The sequence below is a fragment of the Geobacter sp. AOG1 genome, assembly GCF_019972315.1.
Taxonomy (GTDB): domain Bacteria; phylum Desulfobacterota; class Desulfuromonadia; order Geobacterales; family Geobacteraceae; genus Geomobilimonas.
This window is the reverse complement of sequence record NZ_BLIZ01000001.1, coordinates 1,827,443-1,841,098: the sequence shown is the minus strand read 5'-3', so window position 1 is coordinate 1,841,098 and position 13,656 is coordinate 1,827,443. Positions and strand designations below refer to the sequence as shown.

Below are 13,656 nucleotides of genomic sequence, written 5' to 3'. Positions count from 1 at the left end.
CACCTTTCACCTTTCACCTTTCACCTTTCACCTTTCACGTGTTCTTTCACCCCCCGGAAGGTGGTGCGGTGGATCGGACAGGGGCCGAGAGATGCAATGGCTGCCAGGTGGCTTACACAACCGTACCCCTTGTGCTCCGCAAAACCGTAGCCGGGGTACTGTCGGTCGTAGACGGCCATCAGCCGGTCCCGCGTGACTTTGGCGATGATGGAGGCGGCAGCGATGGAGATGCTGGCGCTGTCCCCTTTTTTTATGGTGCGTTGGGGAATGGAAAGCGGAATGCAGGAAATGCCGTCGATGAGGAGATAGTCGGGGGGTAGCGAGAGGGCGTTTACGGCCTGGCCCATGGCGGCAAGGGTCGCCTGGAGGATGTTGATGCGATCGATGAGGAGATGGTCCCCTATCCCGACACCGATCGCTACCGCGCGGGAATGGATGAGGTCAAACAGCTTGTCTCGACGGGAGGGGGTCAGCTTTTTCGAATCATTGACACCGGGAAGATCGACCCCCGGAGGGAGAATTATCGCTGCCGCGACGACCGGCCCGGCCAGAGGGCCACGTCCGGCCTCATCCACACCAGCCACCTGCCGGTACCCCTGTCTTGTCGCCAGCTCTTCGAATTGCCGCATGGACGGCTGCAGTGACTGACCGAACAGATCCACGGGTCCCCTCATCACCGAATGGCCCTAAATAAAAAGCCCCGGGAAGACCCGGGGCTTCCAGCCGGTTACTGTGCCACGTATTTCTTTTCGCGAATACGCGCTGCCTTGCCGCGCAGTTTGCGCAGATAGTACAGTTTTGCCCGCCGCACATGGCCACGGGTAATCACCTCGATGGCATCGACGATCGGCGAGTGGAGCGGAAAGCAGCGCTCAACCCCGATACCGTTAGAGATTTTCCGGACGGTGAAGGTCTCGCGGATACCGCCATTCTGGCGACCGATCACTACTCCCTGGAAGGCCTGGATACGGCTTTTGTCTCCTTCCACGATCTTGACTTGCACCCGCACGGTATCCCCCGCCTTGAACGGCGGGATGTTTTTCTTCATCTGTTCCATTTCGATGGCGTCAATCTTGTTCATGTTCTTTCTTCCTTTCTTATGCTAGCCAAAACTTTCTTTCAGCATTTCAATACAGAATGTTAACTGCTTCAGTACGTCATTCCCGTTCTCCGAACAGGCGATCCAGAATAATGGAAACCGCCGAACGGACCGATAAATGGTTATACTCCGACGGGCCCTTAATGGGGGGAAGTACATAATCTGCCCGTTCGAATATTTCCTTCGTCATCCCCCAGCCGGTACCGAACAGAAGCAAATACGGCTGGCCCCGGTCACGACAGAGTTCCGACAGTGCTCCAAAGGAAATGGTATTTCCCCGTTCACCGGCGCCGGTCACCACAACCCGTGGAGTCCGGCCATAAGCTTCAGTCATGTCAACCAGCACATCGTCGAGTCCCGCGATCACCCGAACCTGGTCGAGGGCGGCCTTGCGCTTGGGGTTATAGGTTGCCCCCCACCCCTCCTGCCAGTGCCGTATTACTCGCTCCGCGAGTTTCTGCTGTTCCGCGACCGGTGTCACCACGTAGTAGCGGTGAAGACCGAAGGTCCGTGCCGCTCGTGCAATGTCATGCAGGTCCAGGTTGGTAACTGCGGTAGTGACCACCTGCCGGTTCTTGTCATAGACCGGATAGTGGAGCAGGGCAAGGCAGACGTTGGCAGCAGGCACATCCGAAATGGTCATTGTCCATCACCGTCGCCAAGCTCCCTCAGGCAGCGGCGATCGGCATCGGTCAGCCGTGCGGTGGCCAGTAGGTCGGGCCGTTCCCGCAAGGTACGCTCCAGGGACTGGCACCGCCGCCAGCGGTCTATCTCCCGATGGTTCCCCGACAGGAGCACCTCAGGCACCGCGAGTCCTCTGAACTCGGGGGGCCGGGTATAGTGGGGATACTCAAGGAGCCCGTCGGAAAAAGAATCGGCCGCAGCCGACTCCGCGCTCCCCAGTACTCCGGGAATCAGGCGGGTCACCGCGTCCGTCACGGCCATGGCGGCGATCTCTCCACCAGTCAGGACAAAATCGCCGAGGGATATCTCGTCCGCACCGAACAGTTCCCGAACACGCTCGTCCACCCCTTCGTACCGACCGCAGATAATGACAAGTCCCTTTTCGCGGGCCAGGGTCTCAGCCATCCCTTGGGAAAACGGCTTTCCCCCGGGGGTGGTCAGGATCACACGTCCCTTGGGGTTCTCCGCCAAAACTGATTCAAGGCAGGCCGTAAGGGGCTCAACCTTCATGACCATGCCGGCTCCCCCGCCATAGGGGGCATCATCCGTAGTCTGGTGCCGGTCGATGGCGTAATCACGGATATTGTGGAGACCTATTTCCACAAGCCCTTTCTCCACGGCCCGCTTAGTGATGCTCTCGGTCAGGGGGCCGGTGAACATGGCAGGAAAGAGCGTCAGAATATCGATTTTCATAGATCGAACAGCCCCTCCGGGGGGCTGACCGTCATGGTACCGGCAACCAGGTCGACATCCAGTACCACGTCAGCCAGGGCGGGAATCAGGTATTCCCGCTCTTCGGCGGTTATCACGTACACATCGTTGCTACCGGTGGCAATGATTTCCGTCAGGCTGCCCAGCAGGTCACCCTGGTCAGTCATGACCCGCAAACCCAGGAGGTCGCACCAGTAATACTCTCCATCATCGAGGGGAGGGAGTTGATCCCGGTCGGTATACAGTTCCCGTCCCACAAGATGAAGTACCTGGTTGATCTCCGTATACCCCTTGAGCGTCAGGAGCAGTTTCGTGCCATGCACCGCGGCCCCGGCAACGGCAAAATACTCCATGTCGCCAGTGGTCCCCTTCAGCATCACCGACCTGAGTCCGGTCAGATTGCCAGGTTCCCCCGAGTAGGAGATCACCCGCAGCTGCCCTCTGATCCCGTGGGTCGCGGCAATCTTGCCGATCAGAATCGGTTCGGTGCGATCCGGCATTACTCGACGATTTTCAGGACAGCCTTCTTGTTATCCTTGGTGGAAACCGCATTCAGCAGAGTCCGGATTGCCTTGGCGGTCCGCCCTTCCTTGCCGATGATCCGCCCCATGTCCTCTTTTGCCACGGTCAGCTTGATGACGGTCGTATCCTCTTCCATCTCCTCGGTTGCCTTCACCTGGGTGGGATCATCTACGAGCGCTTTGGCGATGGTTTCTACAAGCTGTTTCATGTCGGTATCCTCTGTCGATGTAGAATGTCCGGCGGACCGGGGGGAACAGGATTACACGGCTTTGGAAACGAACTTCTCCCAGATTCCGGCTTGCTTGAGGATCTGCTTGACGGTATCGGTCGGTTGGGCACCCTTGCCGAGCCATTCCAGCGTCTTGCTCTCCTCGAAGGTGACGGCTGCGGGGTTCTGGTTCGGATCATAGGTGCCGACATTGGCGATAAAACGCCCGTCGCGCTTGGACCGCACGTCGGCAACGACGATCTGGTAAAAGGGTTTCTTCTTTGCGCCTGCCCTGGCAAGCCTGATTTTTACTGCCATTTCTTCCTCCTGGTGTTGTGACGGTCCGTGGACCGCCTGAGAGTCTCGTTTATGTAGTCTGAAGTATAACCGACGTCACGAAAAAGGGAACATCCCCTTGCCAAGCCCACCCATCCCCTTCATGAGTCCCTTGGGGCCGAGCTTCTGCAACTGCTTCATAACCCGCTGCGCCTCGGTGAAGCGCTTGAGGAGCTGGTTGACTTCCTGTACTGAGGTACCACTCCCCTTGGCTATGCGGAGACGGCGGCTACCGTTGATAATGCTGTGGTTGGCACGCTCCGCGCGGGTCATGGAATCGATGATCGCCTCGATCCGCTTCAGCTCCTTTTCCGAAGGCTGAGCCCCCTGGAGCTGTTTCATCATCTTGCCGACGCCGGGAATCATACCGAGGATCGAATCAATGGACCCCATTTTCTTGATCTGCTGGAGTTGGGCCTTGAAATCCTCAAGGTCGAACTGGCTCTTCTTCAGTTTCTGCTGGAGCCGCTCCGCATCCTTGGCGTCGAATACCGACTGGGCCTTCTCCACCAGGGTCAGCACATCACCCATGCCGAGAATGCGCGACACCAAGCGGTCGGCGTGGAATACTTCGAGGGCGTCCAGCTTCTCGCCGATACCGGCAAACTTGACGGGACGGCCGGTGACCGCCTTGATGGAGAGGGCGGCCCCCCCCTTGGCGTCGCCATCCAGCTTGGTCAGCACTACACCGGTAATGTCGAGGCGCTCATTGAAGCCGCTGGCGACGTTGACCGCTTCCTGGCCGGTCATGGCGTCAGCCACGAACAGGATTTCCCGGGGATCCACGGCCCCCTTGATCCTGACCAGCTCATCCATGAGGAAGTCGTCGATCTGATGCCGGCCGGCGGTATCGAAAATTACCGTATCGAAGCCCGAACGCTCGGCATACTGCAAGGCATCCCGGCAGATATCGACCGGGTCCTGATCGGCACGGGCATCAACCACCTCGATGGACAACTGCCGACCCAGGGTTTTCAGCTGCTCGATGGCTGCTGGCCGGTAGACATCAGCCGGCACCAGCAGGGGCCGCCGGCGCTGACCCTTCAGGTAGCGGGCGAGCTTGCCGCAGCTAGTGGTCTTTCCGGCCCCTTGGAGACCGACCATCATGATGGCCACCGGCGGCTTGGCTGCCAGGTCAAGGCTGTTGTCCTCGCCACCCCCCATGAGGGCGACCAGCTCGTCGTGGACAATCTTGATCACCTGCTGGCCGGGGGTAAGACTCTGCAGCACCTCGGTGCCGACCGCGCGACTGCGGACCTTTTCGACAAAATCCTTGACGACCTTGAAATTAACGTCAGCCTCAAGCAGCACCAGCCGGACCTCGCGCAGGGCCTCCTTGACGTTTTCCTCAGTCATCACCCCCTGGCCCCGCAATTTCTTGAAGACCAGGTCAAGCTTATCGGAAAGGTTTTCGAACATGCAAACTCTAATTATTCCATATGGTTGGCAAGTAGGAGCAAATACCCGGCACCGGCTCGCAAATATCCACCAGTAAAGAGGTTAACTATAGAGGGCCGCAAGAGTTTTTGTCAAGACAATTTTTCCCGCGCTTTTTCACCTTTCACCTTTCACCTTTCACCTTTCACCTTTCACCTTTCACCTTTCACCTTTCACCTTTCACCTTTCACACCCGCACAACCGAACCTGCCGTGAGGAGGCTCTCGGCGATGGTGAACATATTGGTCACCGCTCCGGCCAGGAGCTTATTCCTGCGATTGAAATAATCGAGGCAAATCCCGCATGACAACACCTCCACCCCACGATTCCCGAGCTTTTCCAGAGCCTCCACAACCTCAGACCCTTCGGTGGCAAGGAGGACACCGCTGTTAACGAACATGAGGCGATCCGGCAACCGGTCAAGCTCCAGCAAAGTAATAATGAAGTTCTTCATGAGCAGGCGTCCCAACTCTTCCGGACCATCTCCCAGTCGATCGGAAGCAATGAGCATCACCGTCGGGCCGGTCAAGGCGCCATTCCCCTTCCTGGCCGTTGTCGCCTCACCCGTTATCACCAGGGCAACGCCGTCCTCCAGGGTGGTTTCCGTCACCGTCAGTCCACGGTTCGCGGCGAACCGGGCCACATTCTCCCGGGGCGCGCCGTCGTCCAGAAGCACCTGAAGCGCCTCTCCCGGCGCATCCTCCAAAGCCCGCTTGACGGTCACCACCGGCAGCGGACAGGCCATATTCCGGCAATCCATCGTTTTCATCATAACTCCTTTAAAAGCCGTGATCCGTGATCCGTGATCCGTGATCCGTGATCCGTGATCCGTGATCCGTGATCCGTGATCCGTGATCCGTGATCCGTGATCCGTGATCCGTGATCCGTGATCCTAGTTCCTAGTTCCTAGTTCCTAGTTCCTAGTTCCTAGTTCCTAGTTCCTAGTCCCTAGTCCCTAGTCCCTAGTCCCTGCCTCCACATACTTGCCGTCCCGTCGCACATAGATCGACTCCGGAATCAGCCCTGCCTCTGCCATCACCCCCTCCACAGCCTCCCGGTCCGATGCGGCATACCTGATGGCAAGGCCGCAGTCGGCGCTGATATCGCGGGGTGCGGGTATAAGCAGCATCGCCACACGGCGTCCCTTGAGGAGCTGCTCGGCCTTCATGACCCGGTGGATCGAATTGAAAATTGCCACGAAATCGCCTTCGTTAACCATGCATCACCTTTCCGCATGCCCTTCCGGCAGGGTGCCGGTCTGGGCCGTCATTGCATTCCAAGAAGCGGATTGACAAAATTTCGCCAAATCCATACTATGGGCCGATGTACTCCCTCTTGACACTCATCGGTCTCATTCTGCTCGCCCTGGCCGTAAACGTACCATTCGGCTACCTGCGGCAGAGCTATGAAAAATTTACCTTCGGCTGGTATTTCTACGTCCACATCTCCATCCCCCTTATCATCTACCTGCGCATCAAATCCGGCTTCAGCTGGAAATTCATCCCCCTCACCCTGGGAGGAGCCGTGGCCGGGCAGATTATCGGGGGATTCCTCCACCGGAAACGCTATGGCCGCCGATGAAAAACGGCGGAGAATGCCACGCCCCCTTGCCGTCGCCGACCTGATCGGCACGGCACTTCACGGCAAGCCGGCAGAAAAACGTCTCCAAGAAGGAAAGATATGGCTCGTCTGGGAGGAAGTGGTCGGTCCTACGATCGCAGCTCAGGCTCGCCCAACCGGGTTCCGCGATGGAGTCCTGACCGTCACGGTTGCCAGTTCCCCCTGGATGCAGCAACTCACCTTCCTCAAGCGGGACATCACGGCCCGGCTCAATGCCCGGCTCGGGTGCGACCTCGTCACGGATATCTACCTCCGGGCCGGTCAGCCGGAAACACAGCCTGTAGCGGTGAAATCTCCACCGCCACCGTCACGAACCCTTTCCGCCGCCGAACGGGAACGGATAGCTGAACAGACGGCGGCCGTGACGGATCAGGAACTGCGTGACGCCATCGCTGGCCTACTGAGCAGGCATCTGGCAACGGAACCCCGGAAACGGGAGCGATGAAAGAAACCCGCCGGATAGCTGAACGTGCTATCCCAGCACTTCGTAGACCGCAACCCCCACACTGGAAGGGTCCCGGTACAGGAAGTACAGCTTCAGGCCGGGGAGCGGTCTGAAACCATCCCCCTTTTCAACGTAGACCCCGCTGGCACCTTCGACGAAGAGGGGCTCGTACAAAACTCCCAACTGCGGACGCAAACCGGCAAGTGCCCCATCGACTACAATGTACCGGGTACCACTCTTCCGGGCCGTTGCCACGATCTCTTCAAGACTGGCCTGGGGCATATCAACCCACCCCCTGTCCGCGTAGAACCCGACCCTCCCCCAACGCGTCATTATCCTGGCCGATTTCGGCAGATATTCATTCAATAGTTGACCTATCCGTTTGTGATCATACCGCCCCCCATCCTGGGAAAAGTGATAGGGAAGATTACGGTCTGCAGGGACCTGGCCAACGAGGAGATAGAGAGCGAACAGCACCGTTGCCGCCAGCGAGAACATACCTCCCGCCCCCCGCAGGGTAAGGAGCGGATGGCGACCCACTCCCACAAGGGCGAGTGCCCGCTTCTCCATCCAGAGGGCACCGGCAGAAACCCACAGGAAGAATACCGGCAGGTACGGCTGGGTATACTCCGGCCCAATGAAGAAAAAAACGACGATGATCCCCATCGGCGCGAAGGTGGCAATCAGAAAGGCCCGCTCCTTGAGTTTATCCCGGCTCCAGCCGCCGGTGCAGAAGCCGAGCAGGCCGAGCAGCCAGAGATAGGGGGGCACAAATTCCCTGATGAATTTCATCAGATTCTCAGGAATATTCTGACGAAGGAAGTCGGGATAACGTCTCACCACGTCCAGATAGCCGATTTCCTGGAAAGCGGGGTCCCTTTTCAGGTCGGGCCGGCCGAGATACTCCATCAGCGAATCCGCCAGGGCAACGCGGCTCTTCCCCGTGAGTTGCCACGTGCCGGTTACCTCATGGAGAAAGTAGGCATAGGGAAAAAACACGACAACGAATGCACACCACCCGGCCAGGAGACAGACGAATTGTCGGCCGTCACGTTTTACCCCCGCATCGACCGCAAGAACAAGAGAGAGAACAAGGAAAACGAGCACCCCTTCGGAACGGGTTAGGTGCGCCATCCCCATGGCCAGGCCACCGGCCACGGCATACGCCACCGACCTGCTCTTGCAGGCATGCCAGATGAGATAACCACCGAGCAGTACCAAGGTGATGTAGGTTGACTGACTCATCACCTCGTTTGACCATAGCCGGAGGCTGGGCCAGGCCATGACGAGAACGGCAGCCATGATGCCTACCTGCCGGTCAAAAAATTCACGGGCGAGCAGATAGACCGGAATGACAAGCAGGCTCCCCATGAACATTGCGGCCAGTCTCCCCGCAAGTTCGATGTCGCTGAACATCGTATGAAAAAGGGCCACGAGCAGCGGATAGAAGGGGGGAAAATGGGTGGCGCCGGCAAATCCTCTCCCGGCAAGTATATCTCGGGCAATCTGGGCATAGGCGACACCGTCCGATGATATGACCCGACAGAACTGCAGGAAGTAGAACTTTATCCCCAAGGCGACAAGGAACAAGGTACCCATGATGAGCAGGTCACCCTTGGTAAGATTGTCCGTCCCGGACAGCTCATTTCCCCGCACAATCACTCCCCTTGGCAAAAATTCCTCCAGACGCCAGCCCTATCTTCGCCAGTCTGAACTGTAGCGCCGTTTTCATGACCCCCATCCCGTAAATCACGCTACGTCTGAAATTTATGGACGAAGCATCATCGAAATACTTGGTCGGGCAACTCACTTCGCCGATCCGGTAACCAAACCAGACGATCTGAGCCAGCATCTGGTTGTCGAACACGAAGTCATCAGAATTCTTCTCCAACGGAAGGGATTCCAGAATTTCCCGGGAAAAGGCACGGTACCCGGTATGGTATTCGGAAAGCTTGTGCCCGAGCAGGAGGTTTTCGAACAGGGTCAGAAACCGGTTGGCAAGGTACTTGTAGAGCGGCATTCCCCCCTTGAGGGCGCCGATGCCAAGGATACGGGAGGCCAGCACCGCATCGAACTCGCCGAAGGCGATCATGGCAGCCATGGACGTGATAAGTTTCGGCGTGTACTGGTAGTCGGGGTGGAGCATGACCACAATGTCCGCACCATGCTCCAGTGCCATACGGTAACAGGTTTTCTGATTGCCACCATACCCTTTATTCTGTTCGTGGACAATGGTCCGTATTCCCAACCGCCGGGCCACCTCGGCCGTATCGTCGCGACTGGCGTCATCAACGAGGATGACCTCATCGACAAACTCAAAGGGAATCTCGCTGTAGGTCATCTCCAACGTTTTTGCCGCATTATAGGCAGGAAGCACCACCGCAATTTTCTTTCCGTTCAGCAAAGGTCAACCTCCTTCTGATAGCACTCTGGTGATAAATATCCGAATCGTCTTCATCCTTCCTGATCCGATCCCTCGTTACGGACTAAAAGCGGCGGCAGCACCCGCAGTTCTCCCTTCCGCCCCTTTGCCAGTTCGACCATGAACATCCGCGCGTCGGCATCTCCATATCCATGCACCATCCGCAGACGAAGCGGCGCCAGTTTCAGTTCCGTCGCCAGGGCGAAGAACTCGGCTAGCCGGGAGGGATGGGAAATGAAGCAGATCCGACCCGTCGGTTTCACCAGATACTTTGCAGTCGCCATAAAATCGGCCAGGCCGGCGGTTGACTCGTGCCGTGCCAGGTCCCGCCCGGTCCGGGGACTAATGCGACCGGTGCCGCGCCGGCGGTAGGGGGGATTGGCCGTCACCAGGTCGAAGGTAGAAACGGGGAAATGCTCCCGCAGCCGTCCTACATCCTCTTCCAGAATCGTCACCTGATCCCCCAACCCATTCAGATGTGCATTACGCTCAGCAATTCCTACCATTGCCTGCTGGTGCTCAACGCCGACAAAATGTACCCCCGTCGCAAGACGGGCCAGCACCAGGGGGATCACGCCGCAACCGGTCCCCAGATCCACTCCCCTCTCACCCTCTCTTACGTCGGCAAACTCACACAGGAGAAGCGGATCAAGAGAAAATCGGTACCCATGACGGGGCTGAATGAGGCGAAGATCGAAGCGCCGCAGTTCGTCAATGGTTTCGTCGCAACAGTTCAAAGTTGCTCCATGTGGGGTACGTTTAACATGCACAAATCTATTAACGCAGAGACGCGGAGACGCAACGACGCAGAGAAAACATATCTGCTTTTACTCAGGACTTTGATTTCTCCGCGCCACCGCGTCCCTGCGCCTCTGCGTTATATGCCTTGGTTAACCCCGCCTTTTTCTCAGCAACATCTCCCGCGCCACCATGAAGGCAAAAAACGCGAAGGAAGCCAGGGTCAGGTATTTGCCGATCTTGAAGGGGAGCGGATCGAAGGTGAATTCCACCGTGTGGGTCCCCGGCGTAAGGTACACGCCGCGCAGGATGTAGTCAACCCGCTGAATCTCGGCAGGTTTGCCGTCCACCCGTGCCCGCCACCCCTTGTAATACTTCTCCCCCATGACCAGCAGGGCATTCCCGGCAGTCTGGGCGTTTACTTTGAGGAAGTTCGGTTCATAGCTCTTCACGGCAACATCCCCCACGGTCCCAGCCGACGCCTGATCAGCCAGGGGAAGGGAAGGCGGGGACTCCACCAGCGCCAGGCGCCGCGGGTCGAAGAGCGGACTCTGCAGAACCGGCAATTGCTGACGGGGTTCAGTCGTTACGAGTACTGTCGGCACCAGCCATGCCTTGGGGAGCACCGTCCGGTTTTCCAGTACCACTTCGGCCCCATCGGGTGAGGTAAAGACCGGCCTGAAGCGGTCCCCCAGTTTGTCCTTTTCCTTTTCGTACTGGACGGTGTCGTAGACGAGATACTTCACGTTCAGAAGATCCAGCATGGCCGAATCGAAGGTAAACCCGTCGAGGAAATCCTGCCAGCGCTGCATCATCACCGGGTTGGAGGTAAACATCACCGGAATGCCGTTGCTCACATAATGCATCGGATCGCGGCCGTTCATGGGAAGGACCCGGTACTCCTTCGAATCCCGGGCCAGGTACTCCATCACGGGGGTTTTGGTTCCCCGCAACGATTGGGGGAGATCCTGCAGCAGCATGAACTTGGCGTTCACCCGTCCCGTATCGGCCAAAAACAGGAGGAAAAGGACTGGCAGCACGATCCTCAGGGAAAGCCATTTTCGGGCAAGAGCGAACAGCATAGCGGCATGGAGAGCCGCCACCACCGTCGCAATTGCCGTCTCCCTTACCAGATTGTTCCAGCGGTTCATCACCAGTTGCGGCCCTTGCTCGTACCGGGTCGGCTGGGCAAATGCCTCGATGAACCGGTTCAACAAGAAGTCCCGCCCGGCCGCCTCCACCGCCACCATGACGAGAAGCAGGAGCGGTAGCGCCAGCACAGCAGTCAGATAACGGCGAAACTCCCTTGTCCCGCGCACCCCTTCATCACGGAGAATGTCGAGCCCCCGGGCAGCCAGCACCCCCAGGCCAAGGGCCGGGATGAACATCATCATCTTCGGCACCCGGAAGTGGTTGATGCCAGGGAAATGCTCGAAGAGAAACCAGTAAAAAGGGGTATATTTACCCAGGGAAAAGAGGATGCCGACCACCACGCCCGCCAGCGCCAGCCAGGTATAGCGGTCACGCCGGAAGATGAGCGGCAGGGGGAGGAGGAGCCAGGGGAGAAGCCCCATATAGTCGATGGTCTGGGTGAAAACCATCCGTCCCCAGTAGTAGGCATCGATATCACCGGTATTGTATCCCCCCTCCTGGCGGGAATATCCGAACAGGCCGGGGACCACGAAGGTCGCCAGCTCCTCGGGAGGCATGGACCATGACATGGCCTCATCCAGGTTCAGCCCCCCCTGCCCCTGGTTGGCGCCAGTCTGCACGCCGCGGGTGGTATCCTTGGACCAGTCCGCCAGGGGGACGAGGGAGATGGCCACCGTGGAGAGGAAAAAGAACATGGTCACCAGGTTGAGCCCCACCAGCCGGCCGACCTGCCCCGGCGACCGCTGCCGTTCAGCCACCAGGATGCCGACAGAGCGTCCAACGCCGTACACGCCGATCCCGAGACAGGTATAGAAGGCGATCTGCCAGTGCATGTTGAAGAACTGGAAGGCGAGCACGAAGCCGGCAGCGAGGAACCAGATCACCCGGCGGCAGATGAACCCCTTTTCGAAGAAATAGAAGGCCCAGGGGGCGAAGCTGATGGTGGCGATCTTCTGGGCATGGCCGGCGTTGATGAGGGAGGCGTTTTCCGGCACGATGGCGAACAGCAGACCACCGAGAAAGGCGGCCGTCCTGCTGCAGCCGATGGCACGGCAGTAGCAGTAGGTCCCGGCACCACCGACAAAGAGGTGGAAGACGATGAACCACGCCACGTTGGCCGGTTCCGGAATGAGCCAGAACAGAAGATTCCGGTAATAAAGGAACTGCATAGAGGCAGTCCCGCCTCCTTCGGTTCCGCCACTGTTGGCATATATGTCCCAGCCGGCCTGCAGGTGGGTCCGGAACAGCTCGAAAAACCCCATCTCCTTGAAGTGGCGGATGGTCCAGTAGAACTCATTGGTAATGTCCGGCGCCCGGATTATCTGGTGGGTGAAGAGGATCTTGGCAAAGTATATGAACAGCACCGCCAGCAAGCCGGCAAGCGCCAGCAGGTTTTTTTTCCGTTCAGTCATAGAGAATGCTCCGGTGTTCTTCGTTTTCAAGCTTTAACGCAGAGGCGCAGGGGCGCGGAGACGCAGTAAAAACAATAAACCAAAGGTATAACCCAAACAAAAAGATCCAAATAAGCTTTTCCAGGTGTTCCCCTGCGTCCTTGCGTCTCTGCGTCCCTGCGTTAAGCCTTTCGCTTGTAAAATCCTAACGCAAGGGCGCAGAGAGCGGAGACGCGCAGAAAATCTTTCCTGGTTTTTCTCTGCGGCACTGCGTTAAGCATCAAAAATCACAAACCATTTACTACCCGGTGAATACCATCTTTTACAAACTTTTCCCCAAAGTTGATTACCAAAGCAAGTCTCAGATCAAGCATTCTCAAGTAGGTTAGCGCCTGTGCCTCAAATATCGGGTTATATTGAGCCGCTGCCTTTACTTCAACAATGATCTGATTTTCAACCAATAAATCGAGACGAAGCGGTGAGGCTAACAGATTCCCTTTATATTTTACCGGCACCGTTTTCTGGCGCTCAACAACAAAGCCACGTTGTTGTAGTTCCCAAGCCAATGCTTCTTCATAGACATTTTCCAATAAGCCGGGACCGCCGAGATTTCTATGAACTTCAACAGCACAAGCGACAATATTTCCGCTTATCTGGTTTTCGATCATAATTTACCCTTGTTCAGTAAATACCTAACCCAGAGGCGCAGGAAAAACAATAAACCAAAGGGATAACAAGCCAAACAAAAAGATTCAAATAAGCTTTTCCAGGTGTTCCTCTGCGTCCTTGCGCCTCTGCGTTAAGCCTTTCGCCTGTAAAATCCTAACGCAGGGGCGCAGAGACGCGGTGGCGCAGTAAAACCAATCATCGCAAAAGAAAACCAAACAAAAA

17 protein-coding genes are annotated in these 13,656 nt (G+C 57.5%); 2 read left to right on the top strand and 15 right to left on the bottom strand.

The window, feature by feature from the left end; genetic code table 11:
- Positions 1-20 precede the first annotated feature (20 nt).
- From LDN04_RS08475 to LDN04_RS08430, 10 genes are all read right to left on the bottom strand, one after another.
- Positions 21-674 carry a ribonuclease HII gene (locus tag LDN04_RS08475; RefSeq protein ID WP_223913360.1) on the bottom strand — a complete coding sequence of 218 codons (654 nt, stop codon included), beginning with the start codon at positions 672-674 and terminating at the stop codon, positions 21-23.
- Positions 675-727: 53 nt separating this feature from the next.
- Complete coding sequence (gene rplS, locus LDN04_RS08470; protein ID WP_223908855.1) at positions 728-1,081, bottom strand: 50S ribosomal protein L19; 354 nt, start codon at positions 1,079-1,081, stop codon at positions 728-730.
- Positions 1,082-1,157: 76 nt separating this feature from the next.
- Entirely contained in the window at positions 1,158-1,742 is a 585-nt protein-coding gene (locus LDN04_RS08465; protein WP_223908853.1) for an RNA methyltransferase, read from the bottom strand.
- Positions 1,739-2,476: a tRNA (guanosine(37)-N1)-methyltransferase TrmD gene (trmD, locus tag LDN04_RS08460; RefSeq protein ID WP_223908851.1), complete on the bottom strand. Its 738-nt coding sequence runs from the start codon at positions 2,474-2,476 to the stop codon at positions 1,739-1,741. The genes LDN04_RS08465 and trmD overlap by 4 nt, the downstream gene beginning before the upstream one ends.
- On the bottom strand, positions 2,473-2,994 hold the full coding sequence (rimM, locus tag LDN04_RS08455) for a ribosome maturation factor RimM (RefSeq protein WP_223908848.1): 522 nt from the start codon (positions 2,992-2,994) through the stop codon (positions 2,473-2,475). Before rimM ends, trmD begins: the two co-directional genes overlap by 4 nt.
- Complete coding sequence (locus LDN04_RS08450) at positions 2,994-3,224, bottom strand: KH domain-containing protein (RefSeq protein WP_214175808.1); 231 nt, start codon at positions 3,222-3,224, stop codon at positions 2,994-2,996. The genes rimM and LDN04_RS08450 overlap by 1 nt, the downstream gene beginning before the upstream one ends.
- A gap of 51 nt (positions 3,225-3,275) precedes the next feature.
- On the bottom strand, positions 3,276-3,542 hold the full coding sequence (gene rpsP, locus LDN04_RS08445) for a 30S ribosomal protein S16 (RefSeq protein WP_223908846.1): 267 nt from the start codon (positions 3,540-3,542) through the stop codon (positions 3,276-3,278).
- Between the two features lie 75 nt (positions 3,543-3,617).
- Positions 3,618-4,979, bottom strand: coding sequence for a signal recognition particle protein (gene ffh / locus LDN04_RS08440; protein WP_223908844.1), 1,362 nt, complete (start codon positions 4,977-4,979; stop codon positions 3,618-3,620).
- A gap of 205 nt (positions 4,980-5,184) precedes the next feature.
- Positions 5,185-5,766, bottom strand: a complete 582-nt coding sequence (gene yedF, locus LDN04_RS08435) for a sulfurtransferase-like selenium metabolism protein YedF (RefSeq protein ID WP_223908841.1) — start codon at positions 5,764-5,766, stop codon at positions 5,185-5,187.
- Between the two features lie 186 nt (positions 5,767-5,952).
- Positions 5,953-6,216, bottom strand: a complete 264-nt coding sequence (locus LDN04_RS08430) for a DUF3343 domain-containing protein (protein WP_223908840.1) — start codon at positions 6,214-6,216, stop codon at positions 5,953-5,955.
- Positions 6,217-6,320: 104 nt separating this feature from the next.
- Here LDN04_RS08430 and LDN04_RS08425 point away from each other — a divergent pair, with 104 nt between their 5' ends.
- Both LDN04_RS08425 and LDN04_RS08420 read left to right on the top strand, forming a co-directional pair.
- Positions 6,321-6,578 carry a hypothetical protein gene (locus LDN04_RS08425; protein WP_223908838.1) on the top strand — a complete coding sequence of 86 codons (258 nt, stop codon included), beginning with the start codon at positions 6,321-6,323 and terminating at the stop codon, positions 6,576-6,578.
- A complete protein-coding gene (locus LDN04_RS08420; protein ID WP_223908836.1) occupies positions 6,565-7,062 on the top strand; it encodes a DciA family protein in 498 nt (165 codons plus the stop codon). Before LDN04_RS08425 ends, LDN04_RS08420 begins: the two co-directional genes overlap by 14 nt.
- Before the next feature lie 27 nt (positions 7,063-7,089).
- On the opposite strand, the gene LDN04_RS08415 is transcribed toward LDN04_RS08420, so the two are convergent.
- From LDN04_RS08415 to LDN04_RS08395, 5 genes are all read right to left on the bottom strand, one after another.
- A complete protein-coding gene (locus LDN04_RS08415) occupies positions 7,090-8,736 on the bottom strand; it encodes a glycosyltransferase family 39 protein (protein WP_223908834.1) in 1,647 nt (548 codons plus the stop codon).
- Entirely contained in the window at positions 8,705-9,466 is a 762-nt protein-coding gene (locus LDN04_RS08410) for a glycosyltransferase family 2 protein (RefSeq protein WP_223908832.1), read from the bottom strand. Before LDN04_RS08410 ends, LDN04_RS08415 begins: the two co-directional genes overlap by 32 nt.
- Before the next feature lie 50 nt (positions 9,467-9,516).
- Complete coding sequence (locus tag LDN04_RS08405) at positions 9,517-10,221, bottom strand: tRNA1(Val) (adenine(37)-N6)-methyltransferase (RefSeq protein WP_223908831.1); 705 nt, start codon at positions 10,219-10,221, stop codon at positions 9,517-9,519.
- 153 nt (positions 10,222-10,374) lie between these two features.
- Positions 10,375-12,786: a YfhO family protein gene (locus LDN04_RS08400; RefSeq protein ID WP_223908830.1), complete on the bottom strand. Its 2,412-nt coding sequence runs from the start codon at positions 12,784-12,786 to the stop codon at positions 10,375-10,377.
- A 266-nt stretch (positions 12,787-13,052) separates the two neighbouring features.
- The gene (locus tag LDN04_RS08395; RefSeq protein ID WP_223908829.1) at positions 13,053-13,433 is read right to left on the bottom strand and encodes a GxxExxY protein; all 381 of its coding nucleotides are present in this window, start codon (positions 13,431-13,433) and stop codon (positions 13,053-13,055) included.
- Positions 13,434-13,656 lie beyond the last annotated feature (223 nt).

What these genes read in the sequence shown, in the direction of transcription:
- LDN04_RS08475 (WP_223913360.1), bottom strand. Translation starts at nt 674, where the DNA reads ATGAGGGGACCCGTGGATCTGTTCGGTCAGTCACTGCAGCCGTCCATG.
- rplS (WP_223908855.1), bottom strand. Translation starts at nt 1,081, where the DNA reads ATGAACAAGATTGACGCCATCGAAATGGAACAGATGAAGAAAAACATC.
- LDN04_RS08465 (WP_223908853.1), bottom strand. Translation starts at nt 1,742, where the DNA reads ATGACCATTTCGGATGTGCCTGCTGCCAACGTCTGCCTTGCCCTGCTC.
- trmD (WP_223908851.1), bottom strand. Translation starts at nt 2,476, where the DNA reads ATGAAAATCGATATTCTGACGCTCTTTCCTGCCATGTTCACCGGCCCC.
- rimM (WP_223908848.1), bottom strand. Translation starts at nt 2,994, where the DNA reads ATGCCGGATCGCACCGAACCGATTCTGATCGGCAAGATTGCCGCGACC.
- LDN04_RS08450 (WP_214175808.1), bottom strand. Translation starts at nt 3,224, where the DNA reads ATGAAACAGCTTGTAGAAACCATCGCCAAAGCGCTCGTAGATGATCCC.
- rpsP (WP_223908846.1), bottom strand. Translation starts at nt 3,542, where the DNA reads ATGGCAGTAAAAATCAGGCTTGCCAGGGCAGGCGCAAAGAAGAAACCC.
- ffh (WP_223908844.1), bottom strand. Translation starts at nt 4,979, where the DNA reads ATGTTCGAAAACCTTTCCGATAAGCTTGACCTGGTCTTCAAGAAATTG.
- yedF (WP_223908841.1), bottom strand. Translation starts at nt 5,766, where the DNA reads ATGAAAACGATGGATTGCCGGAATATGGCCTGTCCGCTGCCGGTGGTG.
- LDN04_RS08430 (WP_223908840.1), bottom strand. Translation starts at nt 6,216, where the DNA reads ATGGTTAACGAAGGCGATTTCGTGGCAATTTTCAATTCGATCCACCGG.
- LDN04_RS08425 (WP_223908838.1), top strand. Translation starts at nt 6,321, where the DNA reads ATGTACTCCCTCTTGACACTCATCGGTCTCATTCTGCTCGCCCTGGCC.
- LDN04_RS08420 (WP_223908836.1), top strand. Translation starts at nt 6,565, where the DNA reads ATGGCCGCCGATGAAAAACGGCGGAGAATGCCACGCCCCCTTGCCGTC.
- LDN04_RS08400 (WP_223908830.1), bottom strand. Translation starts at nt 12,786, where the DNA reads ATGACTGAACGGAAAAAAAACCTGCTGGCGCTTGCCGGCTTGCTGGCG.
- LDN04_RS08395 (WP_223908829.1), bottom strand. Translation starts at nt 13,433, where the DNA reads ATGATCGAAAACCAGATAAGCGGAAATATTGTCGCTTGTGCTGTTGAA.